This window comes from Tolypothrix sp. VBCCA 56010, from assembly GCF_050875635.1.
In the GTDB taxonomy this organism is placed as follows: Bacteria; Cyanobacteriota; Cyanobacteriia; order Cyanobacteriales; family Nostocaceae; genus Hassallia.
This window is the reverse complement of record NZ_JBPAOH010000098.1, coordinates 1-23,758: the sequence shown is the minus strand read 5'-3', so window position 1 is coordinate 23,758 and position 23,758 is coordinate 1. Positions and strand designations below refer to the sequence as shown.

Annotated in this window: 11 protein-coding genes; 7 read left to right on the top strand and 4 right to left on the bottom strand. The window is 41.2% G+C overall.

Translation table 11 applies throughout. From position 1 onward, the window contains the following. The first annotated feature begins 90 nt into the window (after window positions 1–90). Together AABK37_RS26945 and AABK37_RS26940 are read left to right on the top strand one after the other, a co-directional pair. Window positions 91–1,092 carry a homocysteine S-methyltransferase family protein gene (locus tag AABK37_RS26945; RefSeq protein ID WP_432554577.1) on the top strand — a complete coding sequence of 334 codons (1,002 nt, stop codon included), beginning with the start codon at window positions 91–93 and terminating at the stop codon, window positions 1,090–1,092. A gap of 289 nt (window positions 1,093–1,381) precedes the next feature. Further along, on the top strand, window positions 1,382–2,149 hold the full coding sequence (locus AABK37_RS26940) for a hypothetical protein (protein ID WP_432554576.1): 768 nt from the start codon (window positions 1,382–1,384) through the stop codon (window positions 2,147–2,149). A gap of 177 nt (window positions 2,150–2,326) precedes the next feature. Here the strand turns inward: AABK37_RS26940 and AABK37_RS26935 are convergent, their stop codons facing one another. Beyond that, window positions 2,327–3,745 carry a hypothetical protein gene (locus tag AABK37_RS26935; RefSeq protein WP_432554575.1) on the bottom strand — a complete coding sequence of 473 codons (1,419 nt, stop codon included), beginning with the start codon at window positions 3,743–3,745 and terminating at the stop codon, window positions 2,327–2,329. 414 nt (window positions 3,746–4,159) lie between these two features. On the opposite strand from AABK37_RS26935, the gene AABK37_RS26930 reads away from it, so the two are divergent. After that, window positions 4,160–5,449 carry a Glu/Leu/Phe/Val family dehydrogenase gene (locus tag AABK37_RS26930; RefSeq protein WP_432554574.1) on the top strand — a complete coding sequence of 430 codons (1,290 nt, stop codon included), beginning with the start codon at window positions 4,160–4,162 and terminating at the stop codon, window positions 5,447–5,449. Window positions 5,450–5,614: 165 nt separating this feature from the next. Here AABK37_RS26930 and AABK37_RS26925 read toward each other — a convergent pair whose 3' ends face one another. Continuing rightward, a complete protein-coding gene (locus AABK37_RS26925) occupies window positions 5,615–7,762 on the bottom strand; it encodes a tetratricopeptide repeat protein (protein WP_432554573.1) in 2,148 nt (715 codons plus the stop codon). 390 nt (window positions 7,763–8,152) lie between these two features. On the opposite strand from AABK37_RS26925, the gene AABK37_RS26920 reads away from it, so the two are divergent. The 4 genes from AABK37_RS26920 to AABK37_RS26905 all read left to right on the top strand — a co-directional run bounded on the left by AABK37_RS26920 (window position 8,153) and on the right by AABK37_RS26905 (window position 21,887). Then, on the top strand, window positions 8,153–10,006 hold the full coding sequence (locus AABK37_RS26920) for a ShlB/FhaC/HecB family hemolysin secretion/activation protein (protein WP_432554572.1): 1,854 nt from the start codon (window positions 8,153–8,155) through the stop codon (window positions 10,004–10,006). A 165-nt stretch (window positions 10,007–10,171) separates the two neighbouring features. Then, window positions 10,172–14,737 carry a filamentous hemagglutinin N-terminal domain-containing protein gene (locus AABK37_RS26915; RefSeq protein WP_432554571.1) on the top strand — a complete coding sequence of 1,522 codons (4,566 nt, stop codon included), beginning with the start codon at window positions 10,172–10,174 and terminating at the stop codon, window positions 14,735–14,737. Between the two features lie 67 nt (window positions 14,738–14,804). Continuing rightward, the gene (locus AABK37_RS26910) at window positions 14,805–17,963 is read left to right on the top strand and encodes a filamentous hemagglutinin N-terminal domain-containing protein (RefSeq protein ID WP_432554570.1); all 3,159 of its coding nucleotides are present in this window, start codon (window positions 14,805–14,807) and stop codon (window positions 17,961–17,963) included. A gap of 1,191 nt (window positions 17,964–19,154) precedes the next feature. Next, entirely contained in the window at window positions 19,155–21,887 is a 2,733-nt protein-coding gene (locus AABK37_RS26905) for a CHAT domain-containing protein (protein ID WP_432554569.1), read from the top strand. 284 nt (window positions 21,888–22,171) lie between these two features. On the opposite strand, the gene AABK37_RS26900 is transcribed toward AABK37_RS26905, so the two are convergent. Both AABK37_RS26900 and AABK37_RS26895 read right to left on the bottom strand, forming a co-directional pair. Next, window positions 22,172–22,315: an element excision factor XisH family protein gene (locus AABK37_RS26900; RefSeq protein ID WP_432554568.1), complete on the bottom strand. Its 144-nt coding sequence runs from the start codon at window positions 22,313–22,315 to the stop codon at window positions 22,172–22,174. 230 nt (window positions 22,316–22,545) lie between these two features. Continuing rightward, on the bottom strand, window positions 22,546–23,115 hold the full coding sequence (locus AABK37_RS26895; protein ID WP_432554567.1) for a fasciclin domain-containing protein: 570 nt from the start codon (window positions 23,113–23,115) through the stop codon (window positions 22,546–22,548). Window positions 23,116–23,758: the final 643 nt, after the last annotated feature.

Sequence of the window (23,758 nt, the reverse complement as noted above, 5' to 3'; positions counted from 1 at the left end):
CTTGTTCAATCAGATTTTTTTAATTATGAATTATAAATTATAAATTAATAATTATTTGGTCAACCTTATCAACCAACATAAAAACTAAAAATGGCACGATACAGAAACAATTTGCCGCAATTATCGAGTGATTTGTTCCTTACTGATGGTGGGATTGAAACCACGCTGATCTTTCGTGAAGGACTGGAGTTACCTGAGTTCGCGGCGTTTGATTTGTTAAAGTCTGACGCCGGGTATAAGGCTCTTGAGAAGTACTTCCACACCTATGCCACCCTTGCCAGAGATTATGAAGTCGGACTTGTTCTAGAGAGTGCGACCTGGCGTGCGAATTCAGATTGGGGCACAAAACTTGGCTATGACCGTGAAGCCTTAGCTCATATGAACCGTAGGGCGATCGCACTACTCCATGACATTCGCAATAAATACGAGACTGAGAAAACCAGGATGGTAATTAGTGGATGCCTTGGACCTCGTGGTGATGGCTATAATCCTGCTGACTTGATGACCCCTGATGAGGCACAGCAGTATCACCGACCGCAAATTGAAATATTTCATGATGCCGATGCAGACCTGGTAACTGCGATCACCATGAATTATGTCGAAGAAGCGATTGGTATTGCCCGTGCAGCTAAATCAGCCGGGATGCCCGTCGCGATCTCCTTTACGGTTGAAACCGATGGCAGATTGCCAACAAAGCAAACTCTCTTGGAGGCGATCGCCCAAGTCGATGTCGCCACAGACTATGCACCTGCCTATTACATGATTAATTGTGCCCATCCAACTCACTTCGCAAGTGTGCTAAAAATTGGCGAACCGTGGTTAGACAGAATTCGCGGCATCCGAGCTAATGCTTCCACTAAGAGTCATGCAGAACTGAATGAAGCGACGGAATTAGATGACGGCAACCCTCTTGAACTCGGCAATCAATACCGCGAGTTGAGAGATTCATTGAAGAATTTAAACGTCTTGGGGGGTTGCTGTGGAACCGATCATCGTCATGTCGAAGCAATCTGCAAAGCGTGTATGCCGCTGTTGTGGACACATCTTTCAGAGGAACAATTACAGATTCAGAAATCACCCATTGACGACTAAACTAAGCAATGAAAGTTTTTGTCGTCAACTCAAGTCTCAATTTTAGACTGATGCACAGGTGAGAAGAAAAATTTAATCAGACATTACAAGCTATGTCTCTACCCATTGTGTATTACATTCGATTGAAAAACCTTTTAACTAGTAACTTAGAAAACTAAAATAAGCCTCTGCTAAACGGTATATGTACACAGTCGCGTAATATTGGCTCTTTAGAATGAGGGAACTACAATATTAGCTTTATAAACTGATACCTGTAGATTTACGTGATGTGCGTCATCAAATTTAACTTATGGCTGGTAAAACTGATAAGAAAAGTGCTGCTCATGACGAAGATTCAACTAAAAAAACGTCTCAGAAGAATGCAGCAGATACAACAAATGACAATGGGGATAGCCAAGAGCTAGATTCACTGATTTCTACCCTAGAGGGAGATTTATCTGCATTAGACAATGATGCTGCTTTCAGTTTGCTGGATCATTGGTATGACGCTTTACATAAAGCTTCGGAACCAGAAATCAAAGAGATAGCTACTAACCTCAAGGATTTAAAAAAACTCCTCAAAAGTGGTAAAGCTACTGGTCATGAAATTGGTGAGATAATAAGTGAAATCGGCGAACAAACAGCTGAGGTTTCATCTGATGCGCCTAAGGGTTTGAAAACTCCAATCAAAAAATTGGGTACTCAACTTAGAAAAATAGGCACTTCACTAGGCAAAGCGGAAGACAAAGAGCATATTGAACACATTGAGTCTCTGGTAGAAACACTTGAAGGTGATTTAACTTCAATTGATTCTGAGACGGCTGTTGGTGCGATCGACGAGTGGTACAATTTGCTTCACAAGTCAGACAATGATAATTACAAAGAAATCGCCAATGAACTTAAGAAACTCAAGCAACTCCTCAAGCGCAGCAATCCCAAAGGTGCTGATATAGGTGAGGTACTCATCTTACTTGGCGAACAAACTCAAGAAGCTGGAAAAGAAGCTCCACGGGGAATTAAAGGTCCAGTTCAAAGATTGGGTAAACTACTGAGTAAAGCTGGTAAATCTTTCGAGTAATATCATGTCCGTTAAATTAACAGTAATAAAAACACCGTAACTGTGGTAGAGACGTTCCACACTCCCACGTCTCTACAATGTGTGCGGAACGTTCCTGCTACAATTCCTTTGTCCTAAACTGAGCGTGCATCATGTCCAAAGGCTTCGGTAAACCCCAATCCCGAAAAAATATAAAAATTACTTTGCAATTGTGAAATTTGATGCTGTTAGAGTTGCTTTATTTAGTAAACGAGCGAATTGTCCCCCGTCTTGGAAACCTGTTTCAATACCGTTAGGATTGTAAAATAAAAAGCCACTACTAGGGACATAAGTAATAAAAGCATAACTACTTTGTGCTTCTTCGATGCTATTTACAGAAGCAAAACTTATCTCATTTCCTAATGCTGAGAAAGTTGCTTTTTCTAAAATTATTGTGTCATCGCTGGAATTAAAGTCAATAATAGTATCAATACCCATTGAAACGTCAAAAGGTTTACCACTACCAAAGAAAAATTGGTCTAGTCCTGCTTGTCCTTCTAGGTAATTGTTCCCTGCCAATCCTTTAATAACATCATTACCGTTTCCACCCCTGATAATGTCATCTAATGCTGTGCCAACCAGAGGATTACTTTGGCTATTTAATACTGTTGTGGAAATATCCTGCCCTTTGATAATGTTACCACTCACTTCCGGAAAAACGGGTTCTTCTGTACCATCATCAAAGCGAACTTTTATGCTGAATGGGTCAATTCCTAGATTAATTGGTAAAGTTACCGCATTAATACTTAATTTACCAGTTGCAGAGCCTTTTGCATCGTTTGAAAATTCAATTGGATTGTAAGGAAGTGTCATTGCACTAGAATTCAAGTTCAAGCTTAAATTTCCTTCTTTTAATACATCAACTTTTACTTGAAATGGAACTGATGCTTTATATGAAGATTTATAACTTAACTCGAATTGAAATACTTCATTCGGGTCAATTTTGTACTTCTCTAACAATCCACTGGCTTTGATTGCATCTATAACTGCTTCTTTCTCAGAAAAGTTTATATCGCTAATATTATTGTGATTTTGCTCGTCTTCTGATATTGTGATATCAATACCACCAGCTAACTTTAAAACAAGGTCTTTATTATCTTTTACGGTTCCATTACTGTAGAAAAAACCTGTTTCACTATATTCTCTAACTCCATATGGCATTGCTAGCCCAGCACTCCCTGTAAGATATTCAAAGCTACCACTGTCACTGCCGAAAACCGCAGTATAATATACACTTGTCAACACATCAGTAAGTACACCAGGAATCGCTTGTGCTTCAAGTGACGCAGTAGCTTCTAGATTGAACGTCAGGGGTACTACTACTTCATTGTTACCTTCAATCGTGTAACTTGTTACATATATAGTCGTAGAACCCGCGTGGTTTCCTGGAGCCATTTTATCCGAACTTGCAAATGTAAAAAGGTTGCCAGATTTATCACCATTAGCACTAGCTTTTGAAACCCCTTCATACAATACAAGGGGTAATTTTACTTCGACTTTGGCTTCTCTGATTTCGCCTTCCAGACTAATATCGAATGTATCAGGATTAACAAAGGCAGTAGTTTTTACTGAAGTCATTTGTTCACAAAGATTATGTGTTTAATAAAACTAAAATCTTATATTAATTATTGACTGATACAATCATGGTGGTTACTTAAAAATTAATATTTTTTTCAGCTCATCCCACTTTTTTTCGGGGTGGATGAGCTGAAGACGGTGCTTGTATGAATTGAGCCTTGGTCTTGGACGACAACAGTAATTACACCAGTTTCAACAGAATCGTTGTTAGGCATGAGAGCGCTTCTCAATCCATAAGAGTGATGTCGGAATCACTTTTGTTTAATTTCATATTTCAGCTATTGCTATATTCTCAAATCTTTCAAAAAACTGTAACGAAATTTACAAAATATCGGTTTTTTAGGAAAAAAAAGGATAAGCTAGCCATATGTATATATCCGGTTCGCGTGGATACCGCGATTGGGAGAAGATTTTATGGTTTCAACACCCCTGTTATCGCACTCAAGTCCAACTCCGGCGCATATTTGCCCATTTGACCAAGCTTGTAGTTACTTAGAGGCAGCGGCGAAAGAATTAAATTTAGATCCGGGTATGTTGGAAATACTCAGCAACCCGCGTAAAGTAGTTACAGTTTCCATTCCTGTAAAACGGGATAACGGTGAAGTGCAAGTTCTCGCTGGACATCGGGTGCAGCACTGCGATATTTTGGGACCCTACAAAGGTGGCATTCGCTACCATCCGGCGGTGACATTGCGGGAGGTGTCAGCACTGGCAATGTTAATGACCTGGAAATGTGCGTTGCTAGGTATTCCCTACGGTGGTGGTAAGGGAGGTATTGCGATAGATCCAAAACGTTACAGCGTCGGCGAATTAGAACGAATTACCCGACGTTATATGAGCGAGTTGATTAAAGATATCGGTCCGAGTGTGGATATACCTGCACCAGATATGGGTACTTCAGCCCGTGAGATGGCTTGGATGATGGATACCTACTCTGTAAATGTTGGTCATGCCGTGCCTGGGGTTGTGACTGGTAAACCGCTTTCGATTGGGGGTTCGCGGGGACGGGAAATGGCAACCGGACGCGGTGTAATGATTGTAGTACGTGAGGCGTTAAGCGATCGCGAATCATCCCTAGCCAATGCGCGGATAGTAATTCAAGGTTTTGGTAATGTCGGTAGTGCAGCAGCTTTATTGCTACATGAAGCGGGAGCGAAAGTTATCGCCGTTTCCACAGGTTCGGGAGGAGTTTTTTCGGAAGCTGGTCTTGATATCCTTGCATTGAAAGCTTATGCTGCCCAGAACCGTAAAAGTCTTGTTGGTTTCCCGCAAGCATCACCAATTAGCAATGAGGAGTTACTAACTTTACCTTGTGATGTGCTAATTCCCGCAGCTTTGGAAAATCAAATCACTGAGAAAAATGTGAATCAAATCCAAGCCAAAATTGTTGCAGAAGCGGCTAATGGTCCTGTGACGCTTGAGGCAGATCGATCGCTCTTAGCGCGGGGTGTAACCGTGTTACCGGATATTTTAGCGAATGCGGGCGGAGTTGTGGTGAGTTATTTAGAGTGGGTACAAGGTCTTTCTTACCTATTTTGGGATGAGGAACGCGTCAATCGGGAAATGGAACAGTTAATGGTGCAAGCTTACGTAAGAGTGATGCAACAATCGAAGGTGCAGCAAATTTCTCTGCGGTTAGCAGCTTACACGCTGGGGGTTGGTCGTGTAGCGCAAGCATTGAGCGATCGCGGACTTTATCCTTAAATTCAACGTATTGTAGAGACGTTCGGTTCGGAACGTCTCTACAATAGACAATTGAGTGGAAAACAATTATGCGTTGCCCGAAGTGTAGGGACAATTCATGAATTATCCCTACGACGCAGGACACGACGTTTGTCTAATTCATTCCACGTTGGATGTAACGTCTGATTATTGCATCGGGTTTAACTGTTCGCGAGGAAGCCCAAGTTCAACGGCTTTATTATTAGATTCGCGTGCTTCTTGAGTTCTTCCCAATTTATCTAAGGCATATCCTCTGTTAACCCAAACATAAGGATCTTTCGGTTGAAGTTCTTTGGCTTTATCAAAAGCAACCAACGCTTCATCGTAGCGGTTTAACTCTAACAGCACTGTCCCCTTGTTCACCCAAGCATCATATGAGTCATATCTGCGTTCAATTGCTTTTTCAAACGATTTTAAGGCTTTGTCATAGTCTTTAATATATTGTGCCAGCAAACTTCCTCGCGTAAACCATACTTGATAATCTAGCGGACGAATATTACTGGCTCGATTAAAAGCTAAAAGTGCTTCTTGAGGTTTTCCTAAACCATTAAGAGCATTACCTTTACCAAGTAAAGCTTCATAAAAATTATTGTCAATTTTTAGCGCTTTTTCAAAAGAAGCAAGCGCTTCTGGAAGACGGTTTAATTTTAGTAAGACAGATCCTTTCTCTGTCAAAGCAAGCACATCGTTCGGCTTTCTTCTGAGAAGATCGTCGTAAGATGAGACTGCTTCTTCATAGTATGTCTTTGCAGCTTGTGGTCCATCCAAAAGTTCTGTAACCAAACCTATTTGCTGCCAAATACTTGGTTCATCAGGATTGATTTGCTTCAGTTTTTCCAGAGAATCTGATGCTTCTTTATACTTATTTAAACCAATATAAGCTAATCCCTTTCCACTCCAAGCTTCCGGATTATTTGGGTTAATTCCAAGTACGTTTTCATGTACTTCTAAAGCTTCTTGATATCTGCGTAATTTGTATAAAGCTTTACCTTTATTATTTAAGGTTTTTGGATCGTTAGGTTCAAAAAACAGCGATTTATTATAAGATTCTAAGGCTTGCAAATCGCGACCTACACTTAAAAAAGCATCACCTCTTCCTTTCCAAGCTGCGGCAGAGTTGGGATTTATTGCTATCAGGTTTTGAAATTGTTCGAGAGCTTTCTCTGGTTGACGTATATCAAGTAAACGATTACCCTGATAAGAATAATATAAAGGTCTAATAAATGGATGAATAAATTCTATCAATAATGCGATCGCCCCTAGTGCTGTTACTACAATTGTGATTTTCCCCCATTTTGACCCTGGTAAACTAGCTAGTGTTGTCTTATTATTAGATGTTGGTGGTTGAGTATTTAAATTATTATTAGGAAGATTACTCTGACTGAAAGTTGCAAGTTCCGGTATGTTGAAAGGATTAATTGTATTTGCATTATAAGTTTGGTCTAAACTACGGATAAAATCCTGTTCGTTGATTGCTGTAAACTCACTCAAATCATTGAGAACATCTTCTACAGACTGATAACGTTGTTCGGGATTGCGGTAGACCATTTTTGTTAAAATAGCAGCTAAAGATTCATCAATATCAAGCCCATCAGCCCATATAATGTTATCTTTTTCATCCCGTTTGAAATTTTTGGGTGCTATTTTAGTTAAAAGCTGGATTGCCGTAATACCCAAACCGTATATGTCACTGTGAAAACCTGGTTTTCCTGCCATTTGTTCTGGAGGAGCATATCCACTAGTTCCAATCATTGTCTGGGTATGCTGTTCGTGAGGAGATGAGTAGTTAATGTCTAATTGTTTGACAGCACCAAAGTCAATTAAGACAAACTTCTTGTCTTCCTCCCTTCTCATCACATTCGGGGGTTTGATATCACGATGAATAACATTTATTTGATGCAGATATTTTAAAATAGAGAGAATTTCTCGTAAAAAATTAATAATTCTTGGCTGTGTCCATTGCTGACCAATTAGATTTTGTAGAGCTTCACCATGTATATATTCTTGAACTAAATAATAATTTCTTTGTCCATTTTGTTCGTCTTCAAAATAATTAAAATATTTTGGTATCTGTTGCTTTTGTTGCAAATATTTCAGAATAGCAACTTCTCTTTTAAATAAAAGTTTTGCCGTTTCAATAATATCTGAGTTTTGCGGGTAGAGTTGTTTAACTACACAAGGACAGTTGGATGACATAGTATCTTGAGCAAGATAGGTTATACCAAAGCCTCCTCTTGCTAATTCTTTTATAATCTTGTAGCGTCCAACTAGTAATATTTCCTTCTGTTTCGTCATTTTTAGTTAACTTAGTTTTTGATGCTCAAGCGATATTGTTTAACTAAGCATTCTCAGCGCATTTTTTTGTATATTTTTATGCTCCTCATCTTTTAGCCGTACATATAAATAAACTTATTTATATAATCCGTATCTAAATTTTCTCTTAAATTAAGACCATATATTACTTTCAGCTTAACAAATAATTAATTTTTAGTTTGAATTTACAGCGAATAAAACACGCTTCTACGTTTTTACCCTGAGCCGTGAGTTAAATTTTATTATGATTCTAGTGACTAGAAATAACAATATGTGGTAAATAAACTTTAACTTAAATTAATCATAGTCTGTTCAGTTTTATACAGCGATCGCCTTGAATAACAAAACTTTTGCTGAGGAGTACATAATACTATGATTCTGGACAGGCATAACAGGTGCTTGAATCTAGCTGCTTTGTTGACGTTCGAGGCGTTAATCAGCTTCTCTAGTCATAAAGCTTTAGCTGAAAGCTTGCCTAATGAACTTCTTGAGGCTGAAATACCTTTTCAGGAATTTTTGACTCCTGCTTATAACACTACAGCATCGCCTATTATTCTATCTCAAGTTCCCAACCCTATTCCACCGCTACCACCACGAAGACAGCCAAGTCCGACTCCTGTTCCACCACTACCACCACCACCACAACCAATTCCGACTCCCCAGCCATTACCAGAAATTCCTCTTGATGAAACTCCAATCATTCCTCCTTCATCTCAACCGCGTCCAGAAATTCCTGGAAGCATCACCGTTAAAAGCTTTGAGTTTGAAGGTAACACTGCATTTAATGACGAAAAGTTAAGAAAAGTTACAGAGGAATTTACCAATACACCAATTACTTTCGCGCAACTGCTACAAGTTGAAGCTGCAATCACAAAGCTCTACACTGATGCTGGGTACATCAATTCTGGTGCTTTTATCCCAGCTGACCAAGCTTTTTCTAGAGAGGGTGCAGTAGTCAAAGTTGAGGTTGTTGAAGGTGGAATAGAAGACATTAAAATAACGGGTAATCGACGGTTAAATTCAGAATACATCCGCAGTCGAATTAGACTTGGGGTATCCAAACCCTTGAATCGAAACCGTTTGTTGAAAGCGCTGCAAGTACTGCAAAATAACCCCTTGATTCAAAATCTTTCGGTTGAACTGTCTGTTGGGTCACGTCCGGAACAGAGTTTACTGGAAGTCAAGGTAGTAGAAGCAGACTCGTTTAGAACAGAATTTTTTGTTGATAATGGTCGTGTTCCGAGTGTGGGTAGTTTTCGCAGGGGTGTCCGCATCAACGAAAACAATTTATTTGGGTTTGGCGATCGCGCAAGTGCCCTATATGCTAATACCGATGGCAGTAACACTTTAGATTTGAGTTACTCAGTACCGCTCAATCCTCGCAATGGTACACTTACTTTATCTGGGGGATTCGCAGACACTAATGTCATTGAACCACCTTTCGATCGCATTGATATCGTGGGTGACTATTTTTATGTAGATTTGAGTTACCGCCAGCCGATAATCGAAACTGCTACCCAAGAATTAGCATTGGGTCTATCCTTGTCTCGACAGCAAAGCCAGACTCAAATTTTAGGAGAAAACTATCCCATTTCTTTTGGATCTGACGAGAATGGGGAAACCCGCTTATCAGTGTTGCGGTTTTTTCAGGAATATACACAACGCACTCCCCAGCAAGTTTTAGCTTTTCGTTCTCAATTTAGTCTTGGGGTAGGGTTGTTTGATGCTACTGTCAACAGCCAACCTCCTGATAGTCGGTATTTTTCTTGGAGGGGACAAGGACAGTATGTGCGACTTTTAGCACCGGACACATTGTTTGTATTTCGTTCTGACGCACAGTTTGCAACGAGATCCCTAGTACCTTTAGAGCAATTTAGCATTGGAGGTTTGCAAAGCGTCCGGGGTTATCGTCAGGATCAGTTTTTGGTTGATAATGGCTTTTTTGCTTCAGCGGAAGTGAGATTACCGATTCTGCGGGTAAATCAGGTAAACGGAGTATTGCAAATAGTGCCCTTTATCGATTTTGGCATTGGCTGGAATAGTTCTGGTTATAGCAACCCAGATCCGAATACTTTGGTGGGTACGGGGGTAGGTTTGCAATGGCAAATGGGCAATCAGCTTAATGCGCGTCTTGATTATGGTTTTCCCTTAGTTGATGTTAATTCGAGCGATCGTACTTTGCAAGAGCAAGGTTTGTATTTTTCAGTTAATTACAGTCCTTTTTAAAATTTATTCCCAAAAAAGATGATGAAATATTGGAAAACGCTTTTTCTGTTGACTACCTGTTGCACTCTGGGTTTGATGACCAGCGTTAGAGCGCAAATCACTCCAGTTTTGTAGGGTGTGTTATGCCGCAGGCTAACGCACCATCCGAGATTTGTAGGGTGTGTTATGCCGCAGGCTAACGCACCATCCCAGATTTTCGGTGCGTTAGGACGTTCCGTCCATAACGCACCCTACCAGATTCTTTTTAAAATTTATTCCCGAAAAAATATGATGAAACTGAATTGGAAAACGCTTTTTTTCTTGACTGCGTGTTGCACTCTGGGTTTGATGACTACCGTTAGAGCGCAAGTTTCCTCTGATGGAACATTATCTACCAATGTTACCAGCCCGGATAACTTAAATTTCACCATCAATAATGGCAATCGAGTTGGAGGAAACCTTTTTCACAGCTTCAGAGAATTTTCTGTCCCTAATAATGGTTCGGCTGTTTTCCAAAATTCTTTGGATGTGCAAAATATTATCAGCCGTGTGACCGGAGGTTCTTTATCTCAAATTAATGGTTTGATTCAAAGCCAAGGTAGCGCGAACTTATTTTTACTGAATCCGGCTGGTATTTTCTTTGGACCAAATGCTCGTTTAAATATTGGTGGTTCATTTTTTGCCACCACCGCTGATAGTTTCTTGTTTGAGAACGGATTGGAATTTAGCGCTACCAACCCGCAAGCACCATTGTTAACTGTGAATATTCCCATTGGTTTGCGATTTCGGGATAATCCGGGAAATATTACTAATCAATCTGTGGTGCAGGATAACACTAATTTTACTGTAGGTCTTCAGGTAAATCCAGGAAAATCCTTGGCGCTGGTAGGTGGTAACGTCAGTTTAGAACAGGGTGGAAGTCTGACAGCAGCAGGAGGAAGAATTGAGTTAGGAGGATTGGCAGGAGCGGGAACTGTAGGATTAGACACTACTGGCAATACGTTTAAGTTGAACTTTCCAGCCAATAGTTCGCTCTCGAATATTAGTTTAGCTGATGAAGCACGAGTAGCCGTGCGGGGCAATGGGGGAGGAGACATTGCAGTAAACGCCAATATCTTTACAGCAACCAATGGTGGACGACTGGCAGGCGGCGTTGAAGGTATCGCCACAAGAAACGGAGGCAATATTACTGTCAATTCCAATGATATATTTTTTGATGGGGTATCAAGCGATGGATTTACTGGAATTTTCAGCCAGGTGCAAGAAAATGCTGTAGGTAACGCTAACGCTGGTGGTATTGACATCACCACAAAAAACTTATCTCTTACCAACGGCGCTCAAATTAGTGCCAGCACCCTTGGCACGGGAGACCCAGGCAATGTGAAAATTCAAGCTAGCGATATCTCTTTAAATGGAGTAGGAAGTGATGGATTTTCTTCTGGAATTTTCAGTACCGTGCAAGGGAACAGTGTAAACCCAAGTGGTATTGATATCACTACACAAACACTTTCTCTGACAAATGGTGCTCAAATAAATGCCAGTACTTTTGCCACAGGAGACGCAGGTAGGATCAAAATCCAAGCTAGCGATAGTATCAAAGCTTCGGGGGTAGGAAGCAATGATATTGCCAGTAGCATCCGAAGTAGGGTGCTAGATAATGCCACTGGCAATGCAGGTGGTATTGACATTACTACAAAAAACTTATCTTTCACCAATGGCGCTCAAATTACTGCCAGCACCCTTGGCACGGGAGACGCAGGCAATGTGAAAATTCAAGCTAGCGATATCTCCTTTGATGGGGTAGGAAGTACTGGATTTTCTTCTGGAATTTTTAGCAGTGTGAGGGATGATGCCATAGGTAATGCAGGTGGTATTGACATCACTACAAAAACACTTTCTCTGACAAATGGTGCGGTTTTAAGTGCCGGTACTTCTGGTAATGGAAATGCTGGCAATGTAACGATTAATGCGAGCGATCGCGTCTCTTTTGCTGGGCTTGGTAGTAATGGCGTCGGTAGTGGTGTTTACAGCTTAGTGGAGTCAGGAGCCAGTGGTGATGGGGGTAACATTACCATTAACGCAGCTTCTATTTTTTTAGACGATCGCGCTGTATTAATAACGACAAATGCAAGTAATGGATTTGCCGGAGATATCACTCTCAATGCTCGTGACCAAGTTTCCATTACAAACAACAGTACAATTTCTAGTGATGGCAATTTAGGACGCATTTTTATTGGCAGTCAATCAGGTAGAACAGATGCCTTATCTTTAATACCAAACATTATTAACATCGATAACTCAACCCTGAATACTACTAACAATAGCACTGGATTTGCCGGAAATATCATTCTCAATGCTCGCGATCAAGTTTCCATCACAAATAGTAAAGTTTCTAGTGAAGGTAATTTGGGAAACATTTTTATTGGTCAATCTATAGATAATGCCCCACCTGTTGTACCCAGTAGCATTAACATCAATAACTCGACGGTGAGTACCACTAACTCTGGCACTACATTTGCTGGAGATATTGCGCTAAATGCCCGTGACCAAGTTTCTCTCAACCAAAGCACGATCAAGAGCAACGGTAACTTTGGGTTCATATTTATTGGCAAAAATGACACTTATGGAGACAGAACTTCCTCACCCAGAGTAGTAAAGCTCGAAGGTTCTTCTTTAAGTGCGACAAATGATAATATTACAGGTGCTGATGATACGCCATTCAATGCTGGGAATATATCGATTGATGCTATCGATAGTATTTCGCTAAACAATCAGTCTTTTATCCAAGCTTTAACTGGGCGTAGAGGAAATGCAGGCAATGTGACGCTTCGGACAGAAAATGGAGATATTTCCCTTGCTAGTGGGAGTATCATCTTCAGTACGGTGGAGTCTGGAGGAACGGGCAATGCGGGGAAAATTGATGTTATCACCAGAAATTTTTCCCTGACTGATGGTTCTGAACTGCAAACTTTAGTTCGCGCCGGACAACAGGGCGATGCTGGTAACATCACCGTTCAAGCGAGTGGGAATGTTTCCTTTTCTGGGTTTAATAATATTGATCTCGGAGGCAATTCAGGCTTTTTCCCCAGTGGTATTTTTAGCCAAGTGCAGTCAGGAGCAACAGGTAGCGGTGGTGACATTAAAATCACTGCTAAAAACCTTTCTTTAAATAATAGCGCCCAAATAAATGCCAGCACTTTTGGAATAGGAAATGCAGGAAATGTATCAGTGCGAGTAGATGACGCGATCGCACTTGCTAACTCCAGCTACATCAGTAGCATTGTCGGACGAGGAGGCGAAGGAATTGGCGGTGATATCGATATTCGTGGGCGATCGCTCACCCTCACAGGTGGAAGTCAGATAGGTACAGTTCTTTTCCGTGAAGGAAATGGTTTAAGTGGTGGAAAAGGAAGAGCGGGAAATATTGAGATTAATGCCACGGATTTTGTCAATATTTTTGGTGTCGGTACAGCAGGATTCTCTAGTGGATTGTTTGCCAGTGCTGAAAGAGGAACAACCGCAATCAGTCCTGAAGCGGCAGGAAACATTAATCTTACCACTGGTGACTTTCGCATAGCAGATGGCGCGGTAGTCAATGCATTGACTTTCAATTCTGGTGACGCTGGAAACATCACCATCAACGCCAAGACCTTTACAGCTACTGGTGGTGGACAAGTAATCACAACTACTGGCAGCAGTGGAAGTGCTGGAAACATCAACCTGAATATCCGCGATCGCATTACGATTTCTGGTAGCGACCCTAACTATAATCAACGAGTTGAAGGAACTTTTGACAATCAGGGAGCGGCAAGCGGTATATTTGCTAACACTGCTTCTGGCTCTACAGGTAATGGGGGAAATATCACCATTCTACCTTTGCAAAATAGCCGACCAAGAATTGCGATCGCCGATGGTGGTGAGGTAAGGGTAGATAGTCTGGGTCAGGGTGTCGGCGGTAAAATTTCTATTCAGGGAAATAGCTTAACCCTCGATCGCGGAACTATCAGCGCCTCAACTGCCTCAGCTGACGGTGGTAACATCGATTTGAGCTTACGGAACTTTTTGCGGTTGCAAAATGAAAGTCTCATTTCTGCCAACGCAGGCGGTCAACAAGGTGGTGGAAACGGCGGTAATATTACAATCGATACGCCCTTCATAGTCGCTTTTCCCCGGAATAATGACATTACCGCCAATGCTGGCAGCGGTAGCGGTGGGCAAGTCAAAATTAATGCTACTTTGTTTGGCATAGCCCCACTCAGCGCAGCAGATTTGCGGAGATTACGTCCTAACGATCTAGATCCTAGACAATTACCTACAAGTGATATCACTGCCATTTCACGAGATAATCCGTCTTTAAGTGACAACGTACTAGTGACTTCCCCAGATGTTGACCCCAGTCGCGGGTTAGTTGAATTACCAGAAACTGTCACCGACCCGACACAACAAATTGCTCAAAATCCCTGTCAACAAGGCATAGGCAATGAATTTGTTGTCACCGGACGTGGCGGGTTTCCTTTCAATCCGAATCAAACTCTCAGCAGTGATAATGTTCGCGTTGATTTGCTACAACCTGTTGCCAGTACAGCTTCTCGTAGTGCAACTATAAAGGCTGCAACTAATTCTACTGCAACCCGCGTACCCGCTCAAGGATGGATATTCAACGAAAAAGGTCAGGTAGTTCTCACCGCATACGATCCTACTAATACTGGCTCTCAACGTCCTTTGCGGACTGCTGCTTGTCCTGCGCGTTAATATTTTTTGACAATTTGATTGACAAAAAAAGTTTAATCTGATATCACACAAAATAATATAATCTGATATGGAACAGAGTTGGAAAACGCTCTTTCTGTTAACCTTTTTTTGCACCTTTGGTTTGATAACCAGCGCTAAAGCGCAAATCACTCCAGATAACAGTTTGGGTGCAGAAACTTCCACCGTTGTCCAGCCCAATCAAGCAATTAACGGCATTCCCATCAATCAAATCGATCAGATTAATGGAGGTGCGAGGCGTCAAGGAAACCTTTTCCACAGTTTTGGCGAATTTAATGTCAATGCTGGAAGAGCAGCCTATTTTACCAATCCAGACGGGGTTGCAAACATTCTTACTCGCGTTACTGGGGTAAATCGCTCTAATATTCTGGGCACACTTGGAGTTTTGGGTAACGCCAATCTTTTCTTGATTAATCCCAACGGAATTTTCTTTGGACCTAATGCCCGTTTGGATCTAGGTGGTTCATTTTTCGGAAGTACGGCAAATAGTCTTATATTTGATAATGGATTTGAATTTAGTACCACTAACGCGATCGCACCACCATTATTAACTGTGAATATTCCCGTTGGCTTGCGATTTCGAGATAACCCCGGTAACATCACCAATGCATCATCGAATTTTGGTCTTGAGGTTCTATCAGGACAGACCTTGGCACTGGTAGGTGGTGACGTGAGCTTAGATGGCGGGGTACTGATAGCGCTAGGAGGAAAAGTTGAGTTAGGAGGGTTGAAAGCAGCGGGAACGGTAGGAATTAATAATGATGGTAGCTTGAGCTTTCCAGAAAGTGTGGAAAGAGGCGATGTTTTACTTACTAATGCCTCTTTTGTTGATTTACGTGGTGGAGGGGGAGGCACTATTGCAGTTAATGCCCGGAATTTGGAGCTTTCAGGAGAAAGTATCTTGGCAACGGGGATAAGACAAGATTTTGGGTCTGTTGGTAGTCAGGCGGGAAATATTGAAATCGATGCTACAGGGGCAGTGAAAATCTCTGGTGGAAGCTTCATCTTTAACAGTCTACCATCTAGAACAACTGGCAATAGTGGCGACATCAATATCAAAGCAGAATCGGTTTTTTTAGACAATGCTCAACTGCAAGCCAGCAATCCTGGACAGGGTAATGCTGGTAATATCACCGTGCAGGCAAAAGACACCATCTCCCTTGCTAATTTCAGCTTTATCTTAAGCAATGTCGGAAGCCGTCAAGGAGTGCCAGCAAACGGTAATGTTGGAAATATTCTACTCGATGCCAGAGTCGTTTCCTTAACCGATACGTCTCAATTACAAGCTGGCTTCTTTGCTAATGCTCAAGGAAATCCTGGTAGTGTCTCGATACGAGCCAGAGAATCTGTCTCTTTTACAGGTCAAAATAGTGGAATCTTTGCCAATGTAGACCGTGGCGGATTGGGCGATGGCAGTGACGTGGAAATTTTGGCGGAGTCGTTTTCTTTAAAGGATGGCGCTGTACTGACAACCGATAATGCCGGACAGGGGAATGGTGGCGACATCGCTATTAATGTTGGGTCACTTTCTGTCACTAATGATTCTCTAATCACTTCCAGTACCTTTGGAGAAGGAAATGCCGGAAAATTATTCATTAAAGCCGGCGACTTAGTAGAAGTTTTAGGCACAGGAGAACCTGGAACAGATAGTAGTATAAGTGCTAACGTCTTTTCAGGAGCCACGGGAAATGGCGGAGACTTAACTATCGATACGAAAAAGTTAGTTGTTAGAAACGCTCAAGTAGGAGCTTCGGTTTTTGGCAGAGGAAATGCGGGCAATGTCAGAGTTATCGCTACTGAGTCAGTAGAACTGAGTGGAAAAGTCTTTTCAATCGGCGAATCTGGACAGATAATTAGAAATCCTGCTGGCTTGTTTGCTCAGGTGAACATCGACGGTGAGGGTAAGGGCGGTAACTTGACTATTGATACCCCGCGCTTGAGTGTCGGTGATGGCGCTAAAGTGCAAGTCGCTACCTTTGGTCAAGGTGATGCCGGCAATTTATTGATCCGCGCTTCTGATATCGATGTATATGAAACAGCTAATGCTGACTTTTTTGCTGGAGGCATATTTGCAGGTTTGCAAGTAGACGAAGACGAAACTAGGGTTTTACCTAGAGGTGGTAGCGGCGGAACTTTAACAATAGAAACTGATAGATTGCGGGTAAGAGATGGAGGGACAGTATCAGCATTTACTGAAGGTGAAGGCAATGCAGGTACATTGCGAATTACTGCCAAGGATTCTGTAGAAGTTTATGGCACTTCACCAAACGGTAAATTCACGAGTGAAATCACTGCCGGAGCGACGGCACAAAGTATAGGTAGTGGTGGAAGCTTGAGCATTAATACTGACAAGTTGATTGTTAGGGATAGGGGTAGGGTAACTGTAAGTAGTTTAAGCACAAAGCCAGCGGGTAATCTAGAAATTACTGCTCGCACTATCAATTTAGACAATCAAGGAAGTCTCACAGCTACTACCAGTTCTGGTGATGGTGGCAACATTACCCTCAATGTCCGGGACTACTTATTTATGCGCCGCAATAGCGAAATTTCTACTTCTGCTAGTGGAAACGGAAACGGCGGTAACATTATAATCGATGCACCTTTCATTGTCGCTTTTCCCTCCAATAACGACATTACCGCCAATGCTGGCAGCGGTAGCGGTGGGCAAGTCAGAATTAATGCTACTTTGTTTGGCATAGCCCCACTCAGCGCAGCAGATTTGCGGAGATTACGTCCTAACGATTTAGATCCCAGACAATTACCTACAAGTGACATAACTGCCATTTCACGAGATAATCCGTCTTTGAATAATAATGTGCAAGTGACTTCCCCAGATGTTGACCCCAGTCGCGGGTTAGTTGAATTACCAGAAACTGTCACCGACCCGACACAACAAATTGCTCAAAGTCCTTGTCAACAAGGTTTAGGCAATGAATTTGTTGTCACCGGACGTGGGGGTTTACCAACAACTCCCAATCAAACTCTCAGCAGTGATAATGTTCGCGTTGATTTGCTACAACCTGTTGCCAGTTCCGGCAATTCTCGTAGTGCAGCTATAAAACCTGCAACCAATCCGACTGCGACACGCGTACCTGCTCAAGGATGGATATTTAACGATAAAGGTCAGGTAGTTCTCACCGCATACGATCCTACCAATACTGGCTCTCAACGTTCTTGGCGCACTGCTGCTGCTTGCCCTGCGCGTTAACATTTTTTTAAAATTTGTAGTAGGTACTTTAGTGCCTAAAATAAGTGCTTAAGCGCTTACTACGAGTTTATATTTATGTTTTTCGTGTAACAGTTGCGTAAGTTATATAGGAATCCTCCAAAGATTATTGAAAAAATCTAAGTACGTGTAGGGTCCGGCTTATTAGGGTGTGGATTTTCATCCTCTACGTATATTTCAAAAATCAAATATGATTCCTATATGTTTGAGATCGTGTCAGATTTATGACTAAAGTCGAATTTAATAAGCATTTAGGCATTTGACTTTCTCAAAATGAGCTTTTACTTTCTCATTTCGGTGTTTTCCGCAAGCAAAATGAGCTTTGACTTTCTCAAAATGCCATTTTACTTTCTCATTTTGGTGTTTTCCGCAAGCAAAATGAGCTTTGACTTTCTCAAAATGTCATATTGCTTTCTCATTTTCCTTCATTCACCAATCTGTTTGGGTGAAAGGGGAAAGGAAAAAAGGGGCGCATGGTTCATAGTCGTTTGAAATACGCATAAAGCTTTCCTTTCTTTTCCCCCTGTACGGGTTTGAAGCCCCCTCCTTCTAGTCCTTTCTTCAACCAGTGAGAGGTTGCAATTCCCTTATGACAATTTCTTCTTCCCTTTCCCCTTTCCCCTTTCCCCTTTAACCTTTTCCCCTCTGAGTGAAGCAATCATTACAACTATTGAAAGAGGCATCGCTGCTGCTTGCCCTGAGCGTTAATATTTTTTGACAATTTTATTGACAATAAAAAGGTAATCTGGTAACAAACCTAAAAAGGTAAGTACGATATGGAACGGAGTTGGAATCGGCTGCTTGTCCTGCGCGTTAATATTTTTTTCTGCGTTGTTGATTGAAAGTATGAATTTGCCTCACGCAAAGGAAGCAGCGGAAAGTTTGAGCGGAGGAAACCTCCGATCAGAGCGCATCCTCGAGAGAGTCGCAGAGAATAAGAGTTTGAATTTCATACCTCAATTCAGCAACGCCTTTTTTTGAATGCTGTGATGAAAGTAAATCATCTTTATAACTTGACAGGAGGAATAAAGCGTGTATAAAAAGTCTGGATTTAATCGAAAATTGAAGAGTTTTATACAAAGAATATATAAAAACGCGATAAAGGGTTTTAAAGTCTCAGGTCAGACTTTACCAAAATCCTCTAAAAAGCGATCGCTCACCACAAATCGCAAAGTGTCTCCGCTCTTTCTCGCAGCTTTGTTATTTATCCTCTCAGCCGCAATCTCACCTGCGATCGCTAAAGTTCCTTCATCAACTTTTATTGTCCAAAGTCCGCAGAATGCCCAACAGCAAGTTAACAAAGCTATTCAATTATATCGTGATGGAAAATTCACAGAAGCGGCAGCGGCATGGAAATTAACAGCTAATGTTTTTCTGGCTCAAGGTGATAGATTAAATCAAGCAATGGCGTTGAGCAATCTCTCTTTGACTTATCAACAATTAGGACAATGGCAACAAGCATCTGACGCGATCGCCCAAAGCTTACAAATTCTCAAAACCCTGCGAGAAAATAAGGAAAAACTGGAAATCCAAGCTCAAACTTTAGACGTTTTCGGTTCTTTGCAAAGAGAAATAGGACAATCGGCAAATGCTCTCAACTCTTGGCAAGAAGCTGCTAATATCTATAGCAAAATTAATCAACCTTTGAAAGTTGCCCAAAGCAAGATAAATCAAACTCAAGCAATGCAAGATTTGGGTCTTTATCCTCGCGCGTGCAAAACTTTATTAGAAGTATTGAATAAACAGATTGAACAAGTGACAAATTGTCAAGAATTAGGACAATTAAGTACAGAAAAATTAAATCAAAAGCTGAAAAAACTTGACAATGAATCTCCTTCTCTAACTGTAGCGGTGGGATTAAGAAGTCTTGGGGAAGTGCTACGATTAGTAGATCAGCCAGAGCAGTCAGAAATCATTTTAGCAAAAAGTTTAAATCTAGCTGAAAAATTGCGTTCTCCTCAAGACATAGCTGTTACTTATCTTAGTATAGGTAACACTGCACGCTACTTAGCTGAACAGGAAAAAGACAGGCTTGTGGGTAGAAGATTGAATTATGAACAAAAAGCATTAGGCGCTTATAACGAGGTGATAAGGCTATCCCCATCGCCAATGACGCAACAGCAAGCACAATTAAATAAACTAAGTTTATTACTGCAAATTGAAGAGATTCCAGCAGCAGAAGAATTATGGCGATCGCTTAATTCTCAATTTAGTAGCTTATCCCCCAGTCGTAGCGGAGTATACCAGCAAATCAACTTTGCTCAAACTTTTATTAACTCAGCTCAAACCAAAAAATTGACGCTGGGTGCTAATCCTCAACTGCCAACTTTTAACGACATTGATAAAATCTTAGCTAAAGCCACAGAACAAGCCAGAAGTTTGGGAGACAAACGAGCTGAAGCTTATGCATTAGGAAATCGTGGTGGACTGTATGAACTGACTGAAGCAACACCCCAGACACAAGCCGAAAAATTTACTCGAGAGGCTTTGAGTATAGTTTCAAATTTTTCAGCACCAGACATAGCTTACCAGTTTTTCTGGCAGTTGGGAAGAATACGTAAAAATCAAGAAGATATAGAAGAGGCGATCGCTGCTTACACCAACGCTTATAATGCTCTTCAATCATTACGCGGTGATTTAGTCGCAAACAATGCAGAACTACAGTTTTCGTTTCGCGATCGTGTCGAACCAATTTACCGAGAGTTAGTTGATTTAGACTTAAAATATGCTGCTAAGTTGAATAAACAATTAAAGAATGACAAAAGCCAAAAATTGCTAATTCAAGCTCGTGATGTAATTGAATCTCTGCAAGTAGCTGAACTCAACAACTTTTTTCGACAAGCTTGTGTAGAAGGAGATGCAAAACAGATTGATAAAGTAGATCAAACAGCAGCGGTTATTTATCCAATAATTTTGGGCGATCGCTTAGAGGTTATTCTCAGCCTACCCAATCAACCTTTAACCCTTCATACAAAACAGATTTCTCGACCAGATTTTGAGAAAACTGTAGAAAAGGTACAGAGTTCTTTGCTAATATCTTACAGTAATGTAGAGAATTTTTTACCTGAATACGAACAGTTATATGACTGGCTGATTCAACCACTAGAAAAGGAATTAGCAACAAGTAAAGTCAGTAACTTAGTTTTTGTCTTGGATGGTGAGTTGCGGAATATCCCAATGTCTATCCTTTATGATGGCAATAAATATCTCATAGAAAAGTATCCGATTGCTGTAACTTCTGGTTTGCAACTAATCGAACCAAAACCGTTAGCTGAGGTTAATTTAAGAGCATTAACAGCCGGATTAAGCCAAGTTAGCAAAGAATTTACAGAAGAATTTAAGCCCTTAATTTACGTGGAAAAAGAACTTCAACAAATTAAAAACTCTGGAATTCCATCTCAGGATCGGCTCTTTAACGCTCAATTCACCAGCAAAGAATTTGAAAAAGAGATTGGTTCTGGTTTTCCGATAGTCCATTTAGCTACTCATGGTCAGTTTAGCTCTAAAGCTGAAAATACGTTTATTCTTGCTTGGGATAGGCGAATTAATGCGATCGATTTTGGTAACTTATTAAGAAACAGCACATTTAATCAGGGTAGACCAATCGAATTATTAGTTCTCTCAGCCTGCCAGACAGCTAGTGGAGACGAACGAGCTGCTTTAGGATTGGCTGGGGTAGCAGTGCGAGCTGGTGCTAGAAGTACTTTAGCAACACTTTGGTCAGTAGAAGATGAAAGTACTGCGAAAATCATGGGTGAATTGTATCGTCAGTTAGAGCAAGCTAAAGAAAAGAAAATAAACAAAGCGCAAGTACTGCAAAATTCTCAATTGAGTCTGTTAAAAGATTTGAAATACAATCATCCCCATTACTGGGCACCTTTTGTTCTGGTGGGGAATTGGCAATAGTTGCACCGAATGTGGCAAATTCCTGGTAGAGACGTAGCACTGCTACGTCTCTACATCATATGTAATAAACCTGTCATGATATAAGCCAATACCGTTCAGTAGGGTGCGTTGCGCTGCACGACAACGCACCCCAATAGACGATATCAATCGGGGTGCGCTCTTGCGTTCGGTCCGTAACACTACATCTTACGTTTTTTTAGGGTGCGCTCTTGCGTTCGGTCCGTAACACACCCTACTAGGCTAAAATGTTGCAATAGTCGCGGTTCGATACTCCGAAGGAGTCGCTATGCGATCGCACTTTCTGCCGCTAAATCAATTTGTAATTTTACCGCTTCGCTAATACGAATAGTGAGAGGGTCATGGGTGACAATCCATCCATCTTTAATTAAGGCAGTTTTAACTTGTTGATGGAAGATATCTTTAACCATTTTGGATGAAAATCATCTTTAATTTTTGTCGGGAATCCAGAATTACTGCATGATGTCACATTTGAGAGCGTGTGTAAGTCCTAATCTTTGCCGGGAGCGATAAATCGCTCACTACGAACACAATTTTCATTTTACCAATTAAAAAGGGATAGGTATTTTGCCTATCCCGCAATAGTTATATACATTTTTGAAAATGGCGATACTTACTTTTCGCCTTCACAAAGCTAAACTTAAAATCCAGCGGGTAGAAGTACTTTGTCAACTTCAATAATCACACCGTTTTTTGCGACGGTAGAGGGATATTTACCGTTGGCATCATTTAACTTGACTGTACCAGTAGAATCGTTAACAACAATTTTCACCGGCTGACCTTCAAGAGTCTTGACTGCACCACTATCGACGTTTTCTTTAGTGATTTGACCGGCAACCAAATGATATTTTAACACTTTCATTCGGTTTTCCGACTGGCTATATCGCTTGAAGACATCTTTAGGTACTGCGTTAAAGGCTTTATCGGTTGGGGCAAAAATTGTGTAATTACCTTGCTTGAGAGTATCTAGAAGACCAGCTTGTTTTAATTCATCCACAAGATTAGCAAATTTCCCATCCTGTATTAGCGTCTGAGCAATGTCTTTTTCAGAATTGCGATAGGGAACGCTGCTGTAAGCAGAAGGCTGAAAAAGAGCATAACGCGGATAGAATGATCTGGGTTTAGCTAAGACAGGAAAACCGATCGCTGTAGTAACACCAGCAATCGCGACTAAGCAAGTCAACTTCTTGATTGAATTTTTATTAAGCATAAGGCTAGGTGAGTTCGACCTAAACTGTATAAGAAAAAGCGGAAAGTCTGAGCGGAGGTTTCCTCCGTTCGCGAAGCGTTGCCGCAGGCATCAGAACTTTCCAAGAAAAGCGATCGCGCTTTTACAACTAGTATATATTGAGAGGGCGATCGCTCAAATAAAGCAAAAATGAGGCTTTTCTGATTTAATCAAAGCGATTTATAAGCATTCTCAACCGATGCAAAAGCCTCTATACCAGCTATGAAAGCAACAATCCTGATTTAGAATACAAGCTTGAGCTTTCACTTTTCCTATAAATCGCTAATTTTCTTATTTTTACTTAATGCGATCGTTTCTAGTAAAAATACCGTTCGGTATGGAAATCGCCTCTATACTTGTGTAGCCTTTATACGGACGCGATTATTCACGTCTGTACAGTAGGGAAGGGTGCATTATCTGATACAAACAAAATCTGGGTTGGGAGTTTAAAGCTTGCCTTTAAACTCCACCCTTTTATCTATATTAATATAGCGGTTATTGGTTGAGTCCAATACATTTTGGAGGGGCACGGCAATGCCGTGCCCCTACACGCGACGATAGAACTTTGTATTGCATCCAACTAAGAACGGCTATATTTGCGGATTTAACAGTAATGCATAAAATC

Bases quoted from the DNA above. Each gene is read 5' to 3' on its own strand.
- AABK37_RS26940 (WP_432554576.1), top strand. From the start codon at position 1,382: ATGGCTGGTAAAACTGATAAGAAAAGTGCTGCTCATGACGAAGATTCA.
- AABK37_RS26920 (WP_432554572.1), top strand. From the start codon at position 8,153: ATGATTCTGGACAGGCATAACAGGTGCTTGAATCTAGCTGCTTTGTTG.
- AABK37_RS26915 (WP_432554571.1), top strand. From the start codon at position 10,172: ATGCCGCAGGCTAACGCACCATCCCAGATTTTCGGTGCGTTAGGACGT.
- AABK37_RS26935 (WP_432554575.1), bottom strand. From the start codon at position 3,745: ATGACTTCAGTAAAAACTACTGCCTTTGTTAATCCTGATACATTCGAT.
- AABK37_RS26900 (WP_432554568.1), bottom strand. From the start codon at position 22,315: ATGGTTAAAGATATCTTCCATCAACAAGTTAAAACTGCCTTAATTAAA.
- AABK37_RS26930 (WP_432554574.1), top strand. From the start codon at position 4,160: ATGGTTTCAACACCCCTGTTATCGCACTCAAGTCCAACTCCGGCGCAT.
- AABK37_RS26945 (WP_432554577.1), top strand. From the start codon at position 91: ATGGCACGATACAGAAACAATTTGCCGCAATTATCGAGTGATTTGTTC.
- AABK37_RS26925 (WP_432554573.1), bottom strand. From the start codon at position 7,762: ATGACGAAACAGAAGGAAATATTACTAGTTGGACGCTACAAGATTATA.
- AABK37_RS26910 (WP_432554570.1), top strand. From the start codon at position 14,805: ATGGAACAGAGTTGGAAAACGCTCTTTCTGTTAACCTTTTTTTGCACC.
- AABK37_RS26895 (WP_432554567.1), bottom strand. From the start codon at position 23,115: ATGCTTAATAAAAATTCAATCAAGAAGTTGACTTGCTTAGTCGCGATT.